The 17846-nt window shown below is 64.4% G+C and carries 11 protein-coding genes; 4 read left to right on the top strand and 7 right to left on the bottom strand.

From position 1 onward, the window contains the following. Positions 1-32 precede the first annotated feature (32 nt). The 4 genes from BMX36_RS01950 (at position 33) to BMX36_RS01935 (ending at position 6825) form a co-directional block, all read left to right on the top strand. On the top strand, positions 33-1235 hold the full coding sequence (locus BMX36_RS01950) for an efflux RND transporter periplasmic adaptor subunit (protein ID WP_093063497.1): 1203 nt from the start codon (positions 33-35) through the stop codon (positions 1233-1235). Positions 1236-1293: 58 nt separating this feature from the next. Then, a complete protein-coding gene (locus BMX36_RS01945; protein WP_371262856.1) occupies positions 1294-4473 on the top strand; it encodes a multidrug efflux RND transporter permease subunit in 3180 nt (1059 codons plus the stop codon). Continuing rightward, entirely contained in the window at positions 4473-5921 is a 1449-nt protein-coding gene (locus tag BMX36_RS01940; protein ID WP_177179093.1) for an efflux transporter outer membrane subunit, read from the top strand. Before BMX36_RS01945 ends, BMX36_RS01940 begins: the two co-directional genes overlap by 1 nt. A gap of 109 nt (positions 5922-6030) precedes the next feature. After that, the gene (locus tag BMX36_RS01935; RefSeq protein WP_093063494.1) at positions 6031-6825 is read left to right on the top strand and encodes an esterase/lipase family protein; all 795 of its coding nucleotides are present in this window, start codon (positions 6031-6033) and stop codon (positions 6823-6825) included. 50 nt (positions 6826-6875) lie between these two features. Here BMX36_RS01935 and BMX36_RS01930 read toward each other — a convergent pair whose 3' ends face one another. From BMX36_RS01930 to BMX36_RS01900, 7 genes are all read right to left on the bottom strand, one after another. Next, positions 6876-9671, bottom strand: coding sequence for a M14 family metallopeptidase (locus tag BMX36_RS01930; protein WP_093063493.1), 2796 nt, complete (start codon positions 9669-9671; stop codon positions 6876-6878). Between the two features lie 14 nt (positions 9672-9685). Further along, positions 9686-10963, bottom strand: a complete 1278-nt coding sequence (locus tag BMX36_RS01925; protein ID WP_093063492.1) for a M20/M25/M40 family metallo-hydrolase — start codon at positions 10961-10963, stop codon at positions 9686-9688. A 13-nt stretch (positions 10964-10976) separates the two neighbouring features. After that, complete coding sequence (locus BMX36_RS01920; RefSeq protein WP_177178994.1) at positions 10977-13229, bottom strand: TonB-dependent receptor; 2253 nt, start codon at positions 13227-13229, stop codon at positions 10977-10979. 310 nt (positions 13230-13539) lie between these two features. After that, positions 13540-14247, bottom strand: a complete 708-nt coding sequence (locus BMX36_RS01915) for a cysteate racemase (RefSeq protein WP_218142120.1) — start codon at positions 14245-14247, stop codon at positions 13540-13542. A gap of 2 nt (positions 14248-14249) precedes the next feature. Continuing rightward, positions 14250-15260, bottom strand: coding sequence for a D-cysteate sulfo-lyase (locus BMX36_RS01910; protein ID WP_093063490.1), 1011 nt, complete (start codon positions 15258-15260; stop codon positions 14250-14252). Between the two features lie 42 nt (positions 15261-15302). After that, complete coding sequence (locus BMX36_RS01905) at positions 15303-16775, bottom strand: amidohydrolase (RefSeq protein ID WP_093063489.1); 1473 nt, start codon at positions 16773-16775, stop codon at positions 15303-15305. 62 nt (positions 16776-16837) lie between these two features. Beyond that, positions 16838-17776 (bottom strand): LysR family transcriptional regulator, encoded by a 939-nt coding sequence (locus BMX36_RS01900; RefSeq protein ID WP_093063488.1) that lies wholly within the window; start codon positions 17774-17776, stop codon positions 16838-16840. Positions 17777-17846 lie beyond the last annotated feature (70 nt).

Here is a 17846-nt window from a genome sequence, read left to right as displayed (position 1 = left end):
GAATTGGTGAGCAAGCAAGCCTCGGATCGCGCATGAACGCGCGCGCATTTGCCCTGGTCGGCGCGGCGGCACTCGCCGCGTGCAGCAATCAGGCCGAGCAGGCGGGTGATCGAGGAGCGCGAGGGGAGCGCGGCGGGCCGGCTCAGGTCGGCTTCGTCGTGGTGCAGCAAACCAGCGTGCCGCTCGTCACGGAGCTGGCCGGCCGCACCGTCGCCTTTCAAAGTTCCGAGGTCCGCCCGCAGGTTAGCGGCGTCATCCAGAAACGCTTCTTTGAGGAAGGGACGATCGTTCGCCGCGGAGAGCCGCTCTACCAGATTGACCCGAGCATCTATCGCGCTGCCGTGAATGAGGCGACCGCCAATGTCGCCAGCGCCAGGGCGACCGCCGAAGCGGCCCGCGTCCGGGCTGAACGTTTCCGCCCGCTTGCCGCCATCGAAGCCGTCAGCAAGCAGGACTATACGGACGCGCTCGCCACTCAGCGGCAGGCCGAAGCCACCATCGCGCAGAACCGCGCCCAGCTTGAAACGGCCAGGATCAACCTGCGCTTCACCACTGTTCCCGCGCCGATCACCGGCCGCATCGGCCGCTCCCTATTCACCGTCGGTGCCTTGGTAACCGCTAGCCAGGCGGATCCGCTGACGACCATCCAGCAGCTTGATCCCATCTACGTTGATATTCAGCAGTCCGCGGCCGCGCTGCTTCAGCTGCGTCGTCGCCTGGCGAGCGGCGGTGTTCTGCCGGCAAGCGCCATGGTGCGCCTGAAGCTGGAGGATGGCAGCGACTACGGCGCGACTGGCACGGTCGAGTTCAGCGAAGTCGTGGTTGATCAACAGACCGGCACCGTCACGTTGCGTGCGCGCTTCCCCAATTCTAACGGACTGCTGCTGCCGGGCATGTTCGTGCGCGCGGTGTTTGCACAGGCGATTGAGACCAACGCCTTCCTCGTCCCGCAGACCGCCGTGACCCGCGATCCGAAGGGCGATGCCACGGTCTGGATCGTCGGCAGTGGCAACAAGGCGGTGCAGCGCACCGTTCAGGCGGTCCGGGCCGAGGGCGCTAATTGGGTCGTTACCGGTGGGCTGCGTCCGGGCGACAAGGTGATCACGCAGGGAACGGCAAACCTTCGCCCGGATGCGGAAATTCGCCCGGTACCCGCTTCGGCGCCGCAGCAGCCCAAGCCACCCTCGCCGGAGCAGCTGGAACAGCAGCAGAAGGCCAAGGACAAGGCGGGCTGACGTGTCGCGCGTATTTATCGATCGACCGATCTTCGCATGGGTGCTCGCCATCATCGTCATGATGGCCGGCGTGGGTGCGATCCTGGGCTTGCCGATCGCCCAATATCCGGACGTTGCACCGCCTCAGGTCTCCATTCGCGCCACTTATCCGGGCGCGAATGCGCAGACGATTGAGAACTCCGTCACGCAGATCCTCGAACAACAGCTGACCGGCATCGACGGGCTGCTGTATTTCGCGTCCTCCTCGACTTCGCGTGGCTCGGTGTCGATCACCGCCACGTTCGAAAAGGGCACCGACCCGGACATCGCTCAGGTCCAGGTGCAAAACCAGGTGCAGCAGGCCATCACGCGCCTGCCGACACAGGTACAGCAACAGGGCGTTGTGGTTCGAAAGTCCAACCCGGACTTTCTGATGATCGCCGGCGTCTATGACAGCAGCGATCAGATGACCAACCGCGACGTGTCGGATCTGATGACGTCGACGCTGCAGGATCCGCTTGGCCGCGTTCAGGGCGTCGGCGACACCAATGTGTTCGGTTCGCAATATGCCATGCGCATCTGGCTCGATCCGGCGCGGCTTGCCAGTTACCAGCTGATGCCCGGCGACGTAGTCTCCGCCATCCAGACGCAGAACACCGAGGTTGCGGCGGGCGAGATCGGCGGTCAGCCGATGCCGTCCGATCAGATGCTGAACGCAACGGTGACGGCGCAATCCCGGCTTCAGACGCCCCAGCAGTTTCGCGACATCATCCTGAAGGTTCTGCCTTCCGGCGCGACGGTGCGGGTCGAGGATGTCGCCCGCGTGGAGCTGGGATCGGAAAACTACAACGCCAGCAGCCGCATCAACGGGCATCCGGGCGCCGGCATCGCCATCCTCCTCGCTCCGGGCGCCGACGCGCTCAAGACCGCCGAACTGGTCAAGGCGGAGATCGCGCGCATCGCGAAGACCTACCCCGCCAACATCCGCGTCGCTTACGCGAATGACTCGACCGACTTCATCAAGCTGTCGATCGAGGAGGTGGTGAAGACCCTGATCGAGGCGATCATCCTGGTCGTCATCGTGATGTTCGTCTTTCTGCAAAGCTGGCGGGCGACGCTGATCCCCACGATCGCGGTGCCGGTGGTGCTGCTGGGCACCTTCGCCATCTTCTATCTCGCCGACTTTTCGATCAACACGCTCACGCTGTTCGGGCTCGTGCTGGCGATTGGTCTGCTGGTGGACGACGCCATCGTCGTCGTGGAGAACGTCGAGCGACTGCTCGAAGAAAATCCCGAGATGACCCCGCGCGAGGCGACGATCGAGTCGATGCGCGAGATAACCGTGGCGCTCGTCGCGATTGCGCTCGTGCTTTCGGCCGTCTTCCTGCCGATGGCGTTTTTCGGCGGATCGACCGGCGTCATCTACCGTCAATTTTCGCTGACCATCATCTCCGCGATGATGCTGTCGGTTGCCGTGGCGATCATTCTTTCGCCAGCGCTGACGGCGACTGTGCTCAAGCAGCACCACCGGAACGGTGATGAAGAGCATCGGGGCTGGTTCGAACGACGGTTCAGCGGTGTGTCATCGCGGCTGGAACGGGCAAGCGACTGGTTCAATCGCAATTTTGAGCGTGGCACGGAACGCTACGTCGGCTGGGTGGCGCGCGTTGTCGATCGCAAGTGGCTGTTCCTCGGCGTCTACCTCGTCGTTGTGGCGTTGCTGGCGGTGCTGTTCCTGCGGCTCCCCACCGGCTTCCTTCCTACCGAGGACCAGGGCGGCGCGTCCGTCCAGTTCCGCTTGCCCGCTGGCGCGACACGCACGCGGACCGAGGACGTGCAGAAGGCGGTGGAGGGCTACTTCCAGAAATATGAGAAGGCGAACGTCCGCACCATGCTGACCGTCTCGGGCGGTGGTGGCGGCGCTTCAGGGCAGAATACCGGGCAGGGCTTCATCTCCCTGACGGACTGGGCCGAGCGAGAGGGTAAGGAAAATACGGCGGACGCCATCGTGGCGCGCGCTGCGGCCGCCTTCCGTGCCTTCCGCGATGCGCAGGTGTTTGCCCTCATTCCGCCCGCGATCCGCGGCCTTGGCCAGTCCGAAGGCTTCACCATGGAGCTGCAGAATACGGGCGGCCTGAGCACGGAACAGTTCGCCGCCGCCCGTGACAAGCTTCTCGCCCTCGCCAATGCCGATTCCGGTCTCACCGGCGTGCGCCTTAGCGAGCTACCGGATATCGGCACGCTCCGGGTGAACACCGATGCTCAGCGGATCGCTGCGCTCGGCATCTCGCAGACGGACGTGAACACCACACTCTCAACCGCGTGGGGTGGCCGGTACGTCAACGATTTCCTGGATCGCGGCCGCGTGAAGCGCGTCTACGTTCAGGGCGACGCGCCGTATCGCGACAATCCGGAGTCGCTCTACCAATGGTTCGTTCGCGGCTCGAACGGGCAGATGGCGCCCTTCTCCAGCTTCGCCACCACCAGCTGGTCGCAAGCGCCAACCACCGTGTCCCGCTTCAACGGCATCCAGTCATTTGAATTTCAGGGGCAGGCGGCCGGCGGCGGCAGCTCGGGCGATGCAATGGCGCGGATCGAGGAACTCGCCAGCCAGATTCCCGGAACCAGCGTCGCCTGGGCCGGCATCTCCTATCAGGAACGTTTGTCCTCCGGTCAGGCCCCTTTGCTTTACGGCCTTTCGATCATCGTTGTCTTCCTGTGCCTCGCCGCCCTCTACGAAAGCTGGTCGATCCCGCTTGCGGTGCTGCTCGTCATTCCGCTCGGCCTGATCGGGGCGGTCGTGTTCGTGACGCTGCGTGGCCTCACCAATGACGTGTACCTGCAGATTGGTCTGCTCACGACCATGGGGCTGGCGGCAAAGAACGCCATTCTGATGATCGAATTTGCTGAACAGGAGGAAAAGAAGGGGGCACGCGTCATCGACGCCGCGCTCACCGCCGCCCGCATCCGTCTGCGGCCGATCCTCATGACCAGCCTTGCCTTCATCTTCGGTGTGCTGCCGCTGGCGCTTTCCACCGGGGCCGGCGCCAACAGTCGCATCGCCATCGGCACGGCAGTGATCGGCGGCATGCTGACGGCGACGATCCTCGCCATTTTCTACATCCCGCTGTTCTTCGTCATCGTTCGCCGCGGCTTCCGCGACGGTCTGGCCAAGATCCGCGGCGAGGAGCCCGGCTTTCACCCACCTGAGGAGCGGAACCAACCTCCCGGCGGCACACCGCATCTGGAGCAATCGTGATGCGGGTACTTGCTCCTCTCCTCCTGGCGTCCGCGCTGACGGCGTGCAGCATGGCGCCCAAATACGTCCGCCCGGAACTGCCGGTGCCGCAATCCTGGCCGGTCGGCGACGCATACCTCAGGCAGAGCGAGGCGGCGCTGCCCAGCGTTACCTACCGCGACATCTTCCGCGACGCGCGCTTGCAGCAGCTGATCGATCAGGCGCTCGCCAACAATCGCAACCTGCGCGCCACCGTCGAGAATATCGCCGCCGCCCGCGCCCAATATCGGATCCAGCGTGCCGAGCTGTTCCCGCAGATCGACGCCGGCGGTACGACCACGCGCCGGGAGATCGGCGCCAGCGCCGCAGGCGGCAATTTCGCTGTTGGCGGGACGACGTATCAGGCGACCATCGGCGTCAGCGCGTTTGAGCTCGACCTGTTCGGGCGCAACCGCTCGCTCACCGACGCCGCGCTCGCGCGTTATTACGGGCAGGAAGCCGCCGCCCGCGCTGTGCGCCTGACGCTCACCGGCGACGTCGCTGGCGCGTGGCTCACCTATGCCGCCGATCAGAGTTTGTTGAAGCTCGCGGAGGACACCGCCGCAGCGGCTCGCCGTTCCGTATCGCTTACCCAGGCGCGTGTGTCGGGCGGTGTCGCGCCGCGCACCGATTTGCGTCAGGCCGAACAGATCCTCGCCACGGCGGAGGCAAACATTGCCAGCCAGCGAACTGCGCTGGCGCAGGACGTGAACGCGCTGCAATTGCTGGTCGGTGCGCCGATCGACCGGGCATTGCTTCCCCCGCCGATCGAAGAAGCGGCAAAGACGGTCGCGGAACTGCCAGCGGGGCTCGACAGCCGCATCCTCCTGCGCCGGCCGGACGTGGTCCAGGCCGAATACGAACTGCGCGCGAGCAATGCGGAAATCGGCGCCGCCCGCGCGGCATTGTTCCCGACGATCTCGCTCACCGGCCTGTTCAGCTTCGCGAGCACGGCGCTCTCCTCACTGCTGGAGGCGGATTCGCTGACCAAGACGGCGACCGGCAATATCGCCTATCCGATCTTCCGTGCCGGCGCCGGTCGCGCGGGGGTGGAGCAGGCGAGTGCGCTCCAGCGCGCGGCGCTCGCCACCTACGAAGGGACGATCCAGACCGCGTTTCGCGAAGTGGCAGACGCCTTGGCGCGGCGCGGCACGATCAGCGAGGAGCTGGCGGCAAACGAACGCTTCGCCACCGCGGCGGCAGATACCTATCGCCTGTCGGAGGCTCGCTATCGCGGCGGCATCGATACCTTCCTCACCACGCTCGATGCCCAGCGGTCGCTCTACGCCGCCCAGCAATCGGTCCTGCAGACCCGGCTGGTGCGCGCAACCAATCTGGTGACGCTGTACCGCACGCTTGGTGGGGATTCCCAGCTTGATGTGGAGGCGACCGGTGCCGTTCCCGCCCCACAGCCGGTTGGCCGGCAGTAACCTTTTCTCCATCATAATGTCATGGTACAGTAACAGTTAAGGTTACCGCCGCCAGAACCTTGCGCCCTCCGACACGTTGTGCGGCGGACTTCAAGGAGATCCATCTACAATGGCGACGGCCGCATTGGACTATTCGATCAAGCCACCTTCCCCGTTCCTGGCTCTTATGGAATTGCCGCGCGCCCTGATGGAAGCTGGGATGCTGCCGATCGCCGCGCCTGCGCTGGCCAGCCTGCCTCGCGGCGACGGCCATCCGGTTCTGGTGATCCCCGGCTTCAACGCATCGGATCGATCGACCCGTATTCTGCGCTTCTATCTGCGTCAGATGGGCTATGACGCGCACACTTGGGATCTCGGGCGCAATCGCGGGCCGCGGACGATCGGTGACGGGGGCGAGAAGCTGATCGAGCGGATCGAGGCCATCCATGGCCGTGATCACAGTCGCGTCAGCCTGGTCGGCTGGAGCCTTGGCGGCATCATGGCCCGGGTCATCAGCCGGCGGATGCCCGACAAGGTACGCCAGGTGATCACCCTTGGCGCTCCCTTTGCCGGTACGCCGCGCGCGACCCGTGTCTGGCGGCTGTACGAAATGCTATCCGGCCACCGTATCGATGACGATCAGTCGCTATCCTATCTGAGCGAAGGCGCCATGCCGTTGCCGGTGCCCGCCACCGCGATTTGGAGCCGCGACGAAGGGATCGTGCCTTGGGCCAATTGCGTGGAGCCTTATTGCGCCACCAGTGACAACATCGAGGTATCGGGCAGCCACTTCGGCCTGCCGGTCAATGCTGCGGTGCTGTACGCGATTGCCGATCGACTGGCGCAGCCGGAGGATGATTGGAAACCGTTCGACCGGCGCGGCCTGGCGCGGAGCATCGCCTATCCGAGCTCCGGCCACGCTTGATCGACCAAGCGGGACGCCGGCAGATAGACCGGTATCCCGCGAGGACCGTTTCAATCGTCGGCGGCCGTCGTCACGCCAACCTGTGTCGGCCCGAACAGGGCAGCGTTGAACAGGAACTTGAACGACGGGAATGGCTGTCCGCGCTGCGTCACTTCGGGGGCGAGCAGGTAAACGTGGCCCTTCCCTAACGTGCCATCGACCACGGTCGTGGTGTTGTTCAGCGCCTTCTGGCCCCAGCCCCAGCCTGACCGCAGCGGATCATCGCTGGCGAACCACGAGACGCGGCGCACACCGGACTGGCCGGGCGTAAAGGCAAAGGTCGGGTTGTTGTTGTAGAAAACGTCCATCGTGTCGGGCAGGCCATAGGCCAGCGGGTCGCTTGGATCGACCTTCACCTGAAGCACCGATCCCGGCACGTAGAATTTGGTGCCCGGCAGCGGCGTCCGCTTCCCCGCTGCGTCCACCGTGGACAGCGCATTATAGACCGGCAGGCCAAGCTCCGGCCCCAGCCGCGTGGCATTGCCGACGGCGATCACGGTGCCCCCCGCCCTGGCGAAGCTGGCAAGCTGCGGAACCGTCTTCTCGGTCGTCACATGGCCCAGCGCGGAACGCCATTGCGCCGGCAGGTCGGCCGCGGCCGGCTGCTTCTGCGGCGGGCGTCCTTCGCGCCCCAGCACATCAGATTGGAAGACGAGCACGTCATATTTGGCGTTCAGGCCACCAGCGTCCAGCTCCTGCGGATAGACGCGGGTGTAAGGGAATTCGTACTTCTCAAAGATCCAGCGATTCCACCCGGATGCCATGGAGCCCCCGTAATGATCCACCAGCCCGATCCGAACGGGTTTCAGCTTCACCGTGTCGCCGGCCGGCTTGGCGGCTACCGCATGGGCATCGATGCCCAGCGTCTGCACCGCAGTGTCGACGATCCCCTTCGCCGCGCCGCCGGCCGGGATCCACAATGCTCCGGGCGAAAGGCTTTCGCGGCCGACGGTCGTTCCCTGCTTCAGCCAGTATACGGGCGCGCCGGCCTTCAGCAGGCGATTGGTCAGGATGAAGCTGTTGTTCGTGGCGTGGCTGACGACATAACCGGCCGCGCCTTTGCCGATGATCTTGCCCGCGGGCGGGGTCTTGATCACGTCCGGTACCGGCGGGAAGTGCTGCGGTGCGCCGTCCAGCAATCGATCGAACGTGACGTTCATCTGATAGGCCAGCGTATAGCCGGTGATGTCATAGGGCCGGATCGGCGGACCGCCGGGATAGGCGAAGTCCTGCGGGTGATCCTGCGGTTCGAACATGTCCAGCACGTGCGGTCGGAACGCCTGATCCGCCCGCACGATGTACGAACCCGCGGCATAGCGCTTGCCACCGTAGCTGAACGCCTGTGGCGCCTGTTCCACCTCGATGCCGGTCTTGATCAGCGAGTTGAGGAACGCCACCGTGGTGGGAAGATCCGCCTGCTTGTCGGCCGGGATGACAAAGGCGCGCGGTGCCCGGTATTGCGGATCCTGCAGCACTGTCTTGTAGAGCGAGGTGGGCACGATATCGCGGCTGTTATAGCCGGCCAGATCGTCCAATGGACTGCCCTCGCCGTCCTTTTTCATGCTTTCCGCAGCCGCCTTAACCGCTTCGATGCGCTTGGGCGTCACGACCCAGCTGTCCTCGCTGCCCTTCTGGATCTGGTTTCGACCCATGACATAGCGGTTGTAGAGCACGACCTCGCGATTGCGCGACGCATAGTCGAGGATCGCGCGCGACATTTCCTTCACATAGTCGATCGATTGCTGGAAACGCCATTTCTGCGGCGCGATCGTCATCGCCGCGTCCTGGGTGCCCAGCTGCTTGCCGGGCACCAGCGGGATCTCCATCGGGGTCGGATTGCCGATGATTTCGGTCAGGATGCCGATCTGGTTGTGAAAATAACCGACGGTCCGCACGCCGCCGTTGAACCAGGTCGAATAGGGCGCGCCGGAACGCGACACCGATCCGCCCTTGTTCTGCGCGATCAGCCGTGCGTGCATCGCCGTGCCGACCGCATCGGTCTGGTTGATCACCAATGGTTCGTTGTTGAAATTATATGGATCGCGAAACGGTGGGATGAACACCACCGTGCCGACCGGCCCGGTCTGATGCTGGTTGTAGAGGATCTGCGGGAACCATTCGCGATAAGCGGCGCGGTTCATGTTGGTTGTTTCGGACTGGTGCGACGCGTAGCTGTCGCGATTGTTATCGTGCCCGATATACTTTTGGTAGAGCACCGGAATGCTGCCGCTGTCCCGCTTGGCCTTGTCCGTCGGACGCATGTACCAGTCGGCGACAAGATCAAGTCCATCGGGGTTGGCGAATACGTACAGACCAACCGTGTCGTTCAAGATGCGCGTTGTTTCCGCATCATTGCGGGTCAGCATTTCATGGATTAGCTGAACATGGCTCTGCGCATTGACCACTTCGGTCGCATGCAGGCCGGCGTCGATCCATACGACGGCCTTGCCCTGCTCTGACATGGCCTTGGCCTGATCATCGGTCAACCCCTTGGCCAGGGCCAGTTGCTGCGAGATGCCGCGATATCGCTCCAGGTTCCGGATGTTCTCCGGTGAGGAGACTATCGCCATATATTGTTCTCGGCCCTCGGCGGTCTTGCCGATGCTCACCAGCTTGATGCGGTCGCTTTCCTGCGACACGCGCTGGAGCCAGTCCGTGATTTGCTTGTAATTGGCCAGGAAGTAATCCGATCCGGGCTTCACCTTGAACACGGCGGCCGGATCGGTGATCGGGCGAGACTGCGCGATCGACGTTCCGGTGGCCATGATGAGCGACATTCCCGTCGCCGCAAGCATCCATGCACGCATGTTGATTCCTCCCCCTATTTCGCGCCCGCAAGCATCAGCAACGTGGCAAGGCTCACCGCCATGCTGTCGACATCCTTGTCCTTGTCGATCACCATGGCTTCCTCCAGCGAATGCGCACGCTGCGTCTGGAAGCCCGATCCAAGCGTCACCGCCGGAATGCCCATGCTCATCGGAATGTTGGAGTCGGTCGATCCCACGCCATAAGCCGGCGTGAACCCGGCTGCCTTGGTCGTCGCCGTCGCGATTTCGACGATGTCGACGTCCTTTGCCGTCGAGCCGACCGGGCGATCGCCCACCTTCTTGGCCTCGAAGCCGATCTTGCCCTTTGCGGTGGAGCGGGCGGCATTTTCCGCATCCACCGCGCGCGGCAGGATTGCGAGGAATGCCTGCTCCTCCGCGTCCAGCGCTGCCTTGCCCGCGGATCGCATGTCCACGGTCATGGCCGTGGAGAAGGGAATGGAATTGACCGACGTCCCCCCTTCCAGAAGCCCCACGTTATAGACGGTGCGCGGCTCGGTCGGCACCTTCATCTTGCCGAACTCAACCATTGCATTGGCCATGGCATAAGCCGGGTTCACGATGCCGAAATCGCCCATCGAATGGCCGCCGGGGCCCGTGAAGGTCACCTTGTACCGTTTGGAGCCGACGCCGGCGTTGGTGATCCGACCGGCTCGGCCGGGTTCCAGCGAAATGAAATAGTTGATGCGGTCCTTCAGCGGGCTTTTGGTGAAGAGATAACGTGTGCCCCGCAGGTCACCCGGCCCTTCTTCCCCGACATTGCCCATGAAGATGATGTCGGCCTTCGTGGAATAGTTCGCCGCCTTCATCGCGCGGATAAAGGCGAGCAGCACCGGCAGACTGCACGTGTCATCCCCTACACCCGGCGCGTAAAGCATGTTGCCCTCGCGCCGCACCTTTACGTTCGTGCCTGCCGGGAAAACGGTATCGAGATGCGCGGTGATGACGATCAGAGGCCCGCCGCCCGTGCCCTTGCGCATGCCGTACACATTGCCCTCGGCATCCGTCGTCAAATCCGTCAGCCCCTCGGCGCGCAGCATCTCCAGATAGGCGGCGGCACGCGTCGCTTCCTTGAAGGGCGGCGCCTCGATCTCGGTCAGCTTGATCACGTCGGCGATGATCCGTTCGTGATCAGCCGCGAGCTTTGCCTTGGCGGCGGCGAACTTGGGGCTGGCGAGCAGCTTTTTCGCCTCAGCGTCCCGGTTCTGTGCCAACGCCTGTGCCGGCACACTCGCCGTGGCCGCCAGCAGCGCCAGCGTCATCAATCTATTCATGTCTGCGAGCCCCTCACCGAAAACCTTTACGTACATTGATGCCCACCGTCCGCGGCCGCGTCGAGACATAGAAATCCGGCACGCCGGTCGCGGCGCTGACCCGGTTCAGGCCGCGCTTGTCGAACAGATTGTTGATGAACACCGAAACGCTGAGATCCGATTCCGTGTTGATCCCGGCGCGCGCGTTGAAGATGCTGAAGTTGCCGACCTCGCGGTAGAATGCGTTGGTCGGCCGCAGCTCCGTGCTCATCTTGCCGGTATAGGTCCAGTCCAGGCGGAAGAGCGCGTCGACTTCGTCATTGATCGGCGGGGTCCATTCCGCGCCTGCCGAGGCCGTCATCTTCGGAATATAGGCCAGCTTGTCGCCATCCAGGCCCGGCGCCACGATGAAGCCGGTCTGATCCACCTGATCGCCATCCAGCCGGGCATTGTTGTAATTGTACGATGCATTGAGTCGGACGTTTTCGGGTAGGCGCAGCGATCCCTCCACCTCCACGCCTTCCACCGTCACACCGGCGAGATTGTAGATGAAGCTGAAATTGCCGCCGCCGGTCTGAAGCGTGGACACCGATGTCTGAACATCCTTCCAGTCGGTGCGATACAGGGCAACGTTGAAGGTGCCGCGCCGATCCCAGAAACTGGTCTTCGCGCCGATTTCATAGTTCCACAGCGAGTCCGGGCCGTAGACCAGATAAGCATCGGGCAGGTTGGGAATGTTGTTCGCCCCGCCCGGGCGAAAGCCTTCCGCCGCCGTTCCGTACAGGAGGACGTTGTCGGACAGCTGGAAATCGACATTGAACTTGCCGACCCATCCGGTCGCGTCCGCGCTGGTCTCCTGATAGGCGCGCGGCTCCTGTCCGTTGAAGAAGTTGTAGCCCTGATATTCGCCGCCAACGGTCTTGGTATAATCATAATGCCGCAGGCCAACGGTGATCGTTAGCGGATCCAGAACCCTGAACCCGGCCTCACCGAAGAAGGCGGTCTGCTTCACCGATCCGGTGACATACCGACCGCCCAGATTCTCGACCGGGCTGCGCGGTTCGCCCGTCTCCGGCACGCCGGGGAAAACGATCGTGTCGACCCGATCGGTGCGGTCTTCCAGGAAGATACCGACCGTCCAGGTGATCGGCCCCTTGCCGTTGGAGCTCAGCCGCGCCTCATTGGTCCAGTTGGAGACATAGCGCGGCTGGAACGCGCCGATCGGCTGCTTGGAATTGGCATAGGCGCGATAGGTGGCCTGCTGCGCCGCCGTACAGGTGGTGGTGGGCGTGCCAAGCGCGACGCTCGTGTAGAGCGGGCACCATGTGGCCCTCGCGATCACATTGGCATAGGATCGCACATTGTCGTTGGTGCTTTCCACGTCCCAGCGATATTTGGACGTGATCGCCACCAGCGTGGCAAAGCCGAAATCCACTTCCGCCGTGCCCGTGTAAAGCTGCAGCTTGTCCTTCCAGGGCTGATGCACGCGCACGTCCGACAGATACGGACCCAGCACGGAGGACCATTGCGACGTGCCCGCGATATCCTGCGTCTGGTAAAGCGCCATCCCGGACAGCTTCACCGTATCGGCCGGGTTCCAGGCGAGCAGAAACCGGCCGCCCTCCAGATCCGCCTTGTTGGTGTCCTGTCGATCCAGCAACGTCATGTCGACGAAGCCGCCTTGCCGCTCCTTGTAGAGCACCAGGCGCGCCGCCAGCTTGTCTTCGATCAACGGCGCGTTGACGGCGCCTTTGGCGAAATAGCTGAAGCTGCCGTAGCGGGTATTGGCAAGTTGCCCTTCGACCTGGCCTTCGTACCGGGTCGCGTCGGGCTGGTTGAACAGCACGCGGATGGTGCCGCCCATCGAACCCGATCCGTACAGCGTCCCTTGCGGCCCACGCAGCACCTCCACCCTCTGAACGTCGAACAGGTTCAGGTTCGGCGTCGCGCCCGCAGGATCCGAACTCACGCCGGACGGGCCGGTCAGCGGCGTGTCGCCATAATACAGGCCGACCGTGCTCTCGCCCGCACCTTGGATACCACGGATCGAAACGCGCGTACGTCCGGAGTCGCTCTCGGTCAGTTGCAGGCCAGGCACTTGCCGGACGACATCGGCAATCGTCGTGGCGCCCAGATTTGCCAGTGCCGCATCGCCCAAAGCCGTGATCGCCAGCGGCGTGGACTGGACGGTCGACTCACGCCGCAGGGCAGTTACGACGATCTCGCCATTGTCCTCGCTTGCGCCGGCTGGCGCCGGCTGAATGTCGGTACCTGGGGCCTGCGACATGGCCGACGCGCCCGCTGCCTCCGGCCCCGAAGCCGTTTGGGCATGGGCTGGCGCGATCGCTAGCAAGGAGACGGACAACAGAAGCGAGGAACGTACGAACGTGCGCATAGCTCAGGTACCCCTGGTCATGACCTTGCAGGCACCTGCCCCGCGCGTTTTCGCGCTTTTCTTTCGTCCCGCCGGTCGGTTTGAAAAACCGTCCTCTCCCGGAACGTCATGCTACCGACACGATTTTAGAGCACGAACGCTTTGTTGCGCTCCAAGCCAACCGAGTGTTTGTATAGCCATGCACAATGGCTAATCACCGAAATTAAATTACGCGTCGTGCAAACGCGACTGCCCGCCGAGCGAGCACGTCGGTTGAGTCGATCAGCGGTACGGCTAGGTCGTCGGCACCGATCACCAGCGGTACTTCGGTGCACCCGGCAATGATGACCTCTGCGCCTGCTTCGATCAGCCGGTTCGCCGTGCCGATCACGCCGGCGCGACCTGCCGCCAGATCCCCTGCCTTGATCTGCCAGATCGCCTCCATGAAGGCGGCGCGCGCCGGCTGGTCGGGAACGACCGGCAGAAGCTCTTTCGCTTGAAGCGCCCGTTCGTACAGCCGTGCCTGCGCTGCCCCGTTCACCGCCAGCACGCCGATCCGCCGCGCGGAACGATAGTCGTTGGCGACCACCGACACGGTTTCGTCCACCAGATGCAGGAACGGCAGCGACGTTGCTTCGAGAACCGCGTCGGCGAAGGCATGGGCAGCGTTGCACGGCATGACGAGCAATTGCGCACCAGCGGCCTCCAGCCCGCGCGCCATGGAGGCAAGGCCCGGCCCCGGTGAAGGTCCGGTGCCTGCTATCGCGGCATTGCGGTCCGGCAGGGCCGGATTGCTGTCGACGATCAGGCGTACATTGTCCTGCTCCCGCGCCGCTCCCGCCTGGGAGTGGCGCAGGACCTTGGTCATGAAATCGATGGTGGCCGCCGGCCCCATGCCGCCGAGCACGCCAATGGTCAGCGGCACGTCCATGATCAGGCAGCCACGGCGCCGGTCAGCACCGGTTGATAGGCATAGAGCGCCGGCGATCCACCGGTGTGAACGAAGAGCACGCGCTCACCCTTCGCGATCTCGCCGGACCGGACCAGTCCGATCAGGCCCGCCGCTGCCTTGCCGGTATAGACGGGATCCAGCAGCACCCCTTCGAGCGAGGCGAACATGCGGACAGCCTCCACCATTTCTGGCGTGGGCAGCGAATAGCCCGGCCCGACCCATTCGTCGCGGCACTCGATCACATCCGGCGTGATCTCGGGAACCACACCGGCAAGCTCGGCTACCGCAACGGCCAGCTTGTGGACATTGCCCTCCTGCTCCGCGCGCGGGCGACGCACGTTGATCCCGGTAACCGGAATGGCCGCACTGTTGCCGACCAGACCAGCGACGATTCCGGAATGGGTGCCCGCACTCCCGCTCGCCACCACGATGCGGTCAAAGGCCACTCCGCTGGCGAACGATTGTGCCAGGATCTCCTCGGCGCACGCGACATAGCCAAGCGCGCCAAGCGCATTGGAGCCGCCGCCCGGGATGATGTATCCCTTGCGTCCCTCGGCCGCGAGGTCTGCCGCCACCTGCTCCATCGCCGCCTGCAGGTCGTCGCCCAGCTTCACCACGGTTACGGCCTCCACGCCCAGAAGGTCGAAGAGGAAATTGTTGCCCGATGCCTGCGGATCGTAGCTGTCGGGCACCCGCTGCTCCAGCACCAGGCGGCATTTCAGCCCTTCGCGCACCGCCGCCGCCAGTGTCAGACGGCAGTGATTGCTCTGCACCGCGCCGACCGTGATCAGCGTGTCGGCGCCCTGCGCCAGCGCGTCCGCGACCAGAAACTCCAGCTTGCGGGTCTTGTTGCCACCGCCGGTCAGGCCGAGCTGGTCGTCGCGCTTGATGAACAGCTCCGCGCCGCCGAGCGCCTTGGTCAGATGCGGCATGGCTTCGATCGCGGTTGCGCCGGGCGTGTAGCGACGGCGCGCAAATTGCGCGAGATTCATGGCGATAACTCCTGTTGCTTACGCGTTGTCGAGGTGGAAACGTCAGTCCACGCGACTGTTGTTCCGGTAATCCAGCGCGGGTGCGCGGTCGCCGACCATGGCGACATAGGTAAAGTTCGGCCCGCGACGCTTCTCCATCTCCGCCTTGGCGGTCGCGATGACATCGGGGCTGGTGATCATTTCGGCCAGCGTCAGCGCCAGCGTGCGGGAGGCAAGCACGGCGCCCTTGGTGCCGATGCTGCTCCCTGCCGCCGCGGTATTCTGCCAGCTGTGGCCGGGCATGCCGGGAACGAAGGTGGCAGTGCCAAGGCCGACGGTCGGGACCACCCATGAGATGTCGGACACGTCGGTCGAGCCCCCGGCGGCATCGGGATCGGTGCGCACGGCATAGGGCTGGACCTGCGCGACCGACTCGATCGTGCCGCGCGCGTCCGGCACGCTTTCGCGCATCTTGGCCGCGAACGCCTTTTCCTCCGCCGTCCACTCGATGCCGCCCAGCGAGCGCAGGTTCTTGTCCATCATCTGCCCCAGCGTGTCGTTCGGCAGCATGGAGTAAACACCCCCCACCTGCTCGAACTCCATCCGCGTGTCCGTCGCGATCGCCGCGCCCTCGCCCGCCTTCTTCACCCGCGCCATTACCGAGCGCACCACCTGCGGGTCCGGCGAACGGACGTAATAGAACACCTCGGCATAATCCGGCACCACATTGGGAGCCCCGCCGCCGCTCGTGATCACATAATGGATGCGGGTGCGATCCGGCACATGTTCGCGCAGGTAATTGGTCGCGACGTTCATGATCTCCACCGCGTCCAGCGCCGAGCGGCCCGCCTCGGGATTGCCGGATGCGTGCGAGGATCGCCCATGAAAGCGGAACTTGCCGTTAGTATTGGCCATGCTGATCGACTGGGCGGCCGAGTTCGCCCCCGACGGGTGCCAGTGCACCGCGGCGTCCACGTCCTTGAACAGGCCGTCGCGCACCATATACACCTTGCCGGAGCCGCCCTCCTCCGCCGGAGTGCCATAGACACGCAGCTCGCCGGGCACTTTCGCCGCGACCATCCACTTCTTCACCGCGATCGCCGCAGCGACCGAGGCGGCGCCGAGCAGATTGTGGCCGCAGCCATGGCCATGCGCCTGCCCCGCGATCGGCGCCTTGGTCGGCACCGCCTGCTGTGCCAGCCCCGGCAGCGCATCATATTCCGCGGTGATCGCGATCACCGGCCCCGGGGCGCTGCGATAGCTGGCGACAAACGCGGTTGGCTCGCCCACTACGCCCATCGTCACCTGAAAGCCGGCGTCCTTCAGCTCCTTCGCCAGAAGCGCGGCGCTCTTCTGCTCCTGATATCCGGTTTCTGCAAAGCCCCAGACGGCCCGGCCGACCGTCTCGACCTTCTTGGCATCCACGCCGGCCAGCACCTGATTGCGCGCCTCCGCCGCCAGCGGGCCGGCCTGTGCCGGCCCGGCGAGAAGCATCGCGGCACCAACGATGCCGGTGAAATAAGCGCGCTCTTTCATATGCTCCCCCGCTTTCAGCAGACGGGCAAAATTCACATGAACCGGCGCCCGGAAACAAGCATTCAGTGTTGGCAGCTGGCCATAGCGTTAAGGCAACTGACGTGCGGGGCAACCGCTTCCGGCCGGTTCTGGATCATCCCGCGCATGAGGTCGAGGAAGCTCCGCGCAAGCCGCGACAGCGGATGCGAGGCCAGGTGCTGAACCGACAGTTCGAACGTCGCGGCCGGCACAACCGGGCGGAATGACAGGTCCGCGCCGATAAACGCTTCGGCCGTGAACTCGTCGACGATCGCAACCCCGGCCCCGCTCCGGGCAAGCGCCGCGGCGATATAGACCGACTTGACCTGGATGCCCGGCGCCCCGCCGGTCGCGCGGGAAAGGATGGGCGAGACGAGATCCGCGATCGCCACGCTGGGCGCGAGGCCGATGATCTCATGTTGCCGCAGCACCTCCAGCGGGATCGCCGGCAGGTCGCCGCAGGGAAGCCCCGATCCGAACAACGCGCCCACACGTCCTGTGCCCAGCCGCGCAGAGGCGATCTCGGGATCGTTCGATGCCTGATGCCCGATCACGAAATCGCAGTCCCGCGACATCAGCGCTTCGCGGAACTCATCATGGTGAATCGCCGACACCTCGAATGTGACCAGCGGCAGCTTGCGGCGGAAGGCGGCGATGGCATGCGGCGCGGTCGCCAGCGCGAGCGATGGCAGCACGCCGACCCGTATGTTGCCTTCGGACGTCGACCGCAGGTTCCGCGCCGCACGCTGGAACGTGTCGATCCGGCTATGCAGATCGTCGACCTCGCGAAACAGAATATGCGCTTCCTCGGTCGGGGTCAGCCGCCCGCGGACCAGCGTGAAGAGCGGAAATCCAAGTCGCGACTCGGCATGCTTCACAATCTTGCTGACCGACGGTTGGGAGACGTTCAGCAGGCGCGAGGCACCGCTGATCGACCCGACCGAATAGACGGCGTGAAAGACTTCGATGTGACGGAGATTCATGGCGCCCCCGAATGTGTCCCGATCCGTCCCTGCTGCCTGCGCGTCTTTTCTTTATGACAGATCGATAACA

Source organism: Sphingomonas sp. OV641, assembly GCF_900109205.1.
Lineage (GTDB): Bacteria > Pseudomonadota > Alphaproteobacteria > Sphingomonadales > Sphingomonadaceae > Sphingomonas.
This window is presented reverse-complemented; position numbering and strand designations above follow the sequence as displayed.

Coding starts and splice junctions, on each gene's coding strand:
- BMX36_RS01900 (WP_093063488.1), bottom strand. CDS start 17,776: ATGAATCTCCGTCACATCGAAGTCTTTCACGCCGTCTATTCGGTCGGG.
- BMX36_RS01905 (WP_093063489.1), bottom strand. CDS start 16,775: ATGAAAGAGCGCGCTTATTTCACCGGCATCGTTGGTGCCGCGATGCTT.
- BMX36_RS01935 (WP_093063494.1), top strand. CDS start 6,031: ATGGCGACGGCCGCATTGGACTATTCGATCAAGCCACCTTCCCCGTTC.
- BMX36_RS01920 (WP_177178994.1), bottom strand. CDS start 13,229: ATGTCGCAGGCCCCAGGTACCGACATTCAGCCGGCGCCAGCCGGCGCA.
- BMX36_RS01925 (WP_093063492.1), bottom strand. CDS start 10,963: ATGAATAGATTGATGACGCTGGCGCTGCTGGCGGCCACGGCGAGTGTG.
- BMX36_RS01945 (WP_371262856.1), top strand. CDS start 1,294: ATGATGGCCGGCGTGGGTGCGATCCTGGGCTTGCCGATCGCCCAATAT.
- BMX36_RS01915 (WP_218142120.1), bottom strand. CDS start 14,247: ATGGACGTGCCGCTGACCATTGGCGTGCTCGGCGGCATGGGGCCGGCG.
- BMX36_RS01950 (WP_093063497.1), top strand. CDS start 33: ATGAACGCGCGCGCATTTGCCCTGGTCGGCGCGGCGGCACTCGCCGCG.
- BMX36_RS01910 (WP_093063490.1), bottom strand. CDS start 15,260: ATGAATCTCGCGCAATTTGCGCGCCGTCGCTACACGCCCGGCGCAACC.
- BMX36_RS01940 (WP_177179093.1), top strand. CDS start 4,473: ATGCGGGTACTTGCTCCTCTCCTCCTGGCGTCCGCGCTGACGGCGTGC.
- BMX36_RS01930 (WP_093063493.1), bottom strand. CDS start 9,671: ATGCGTGCATGGATGCTTGCGGCGACGGGAATGTCGCTCATCATGGCC.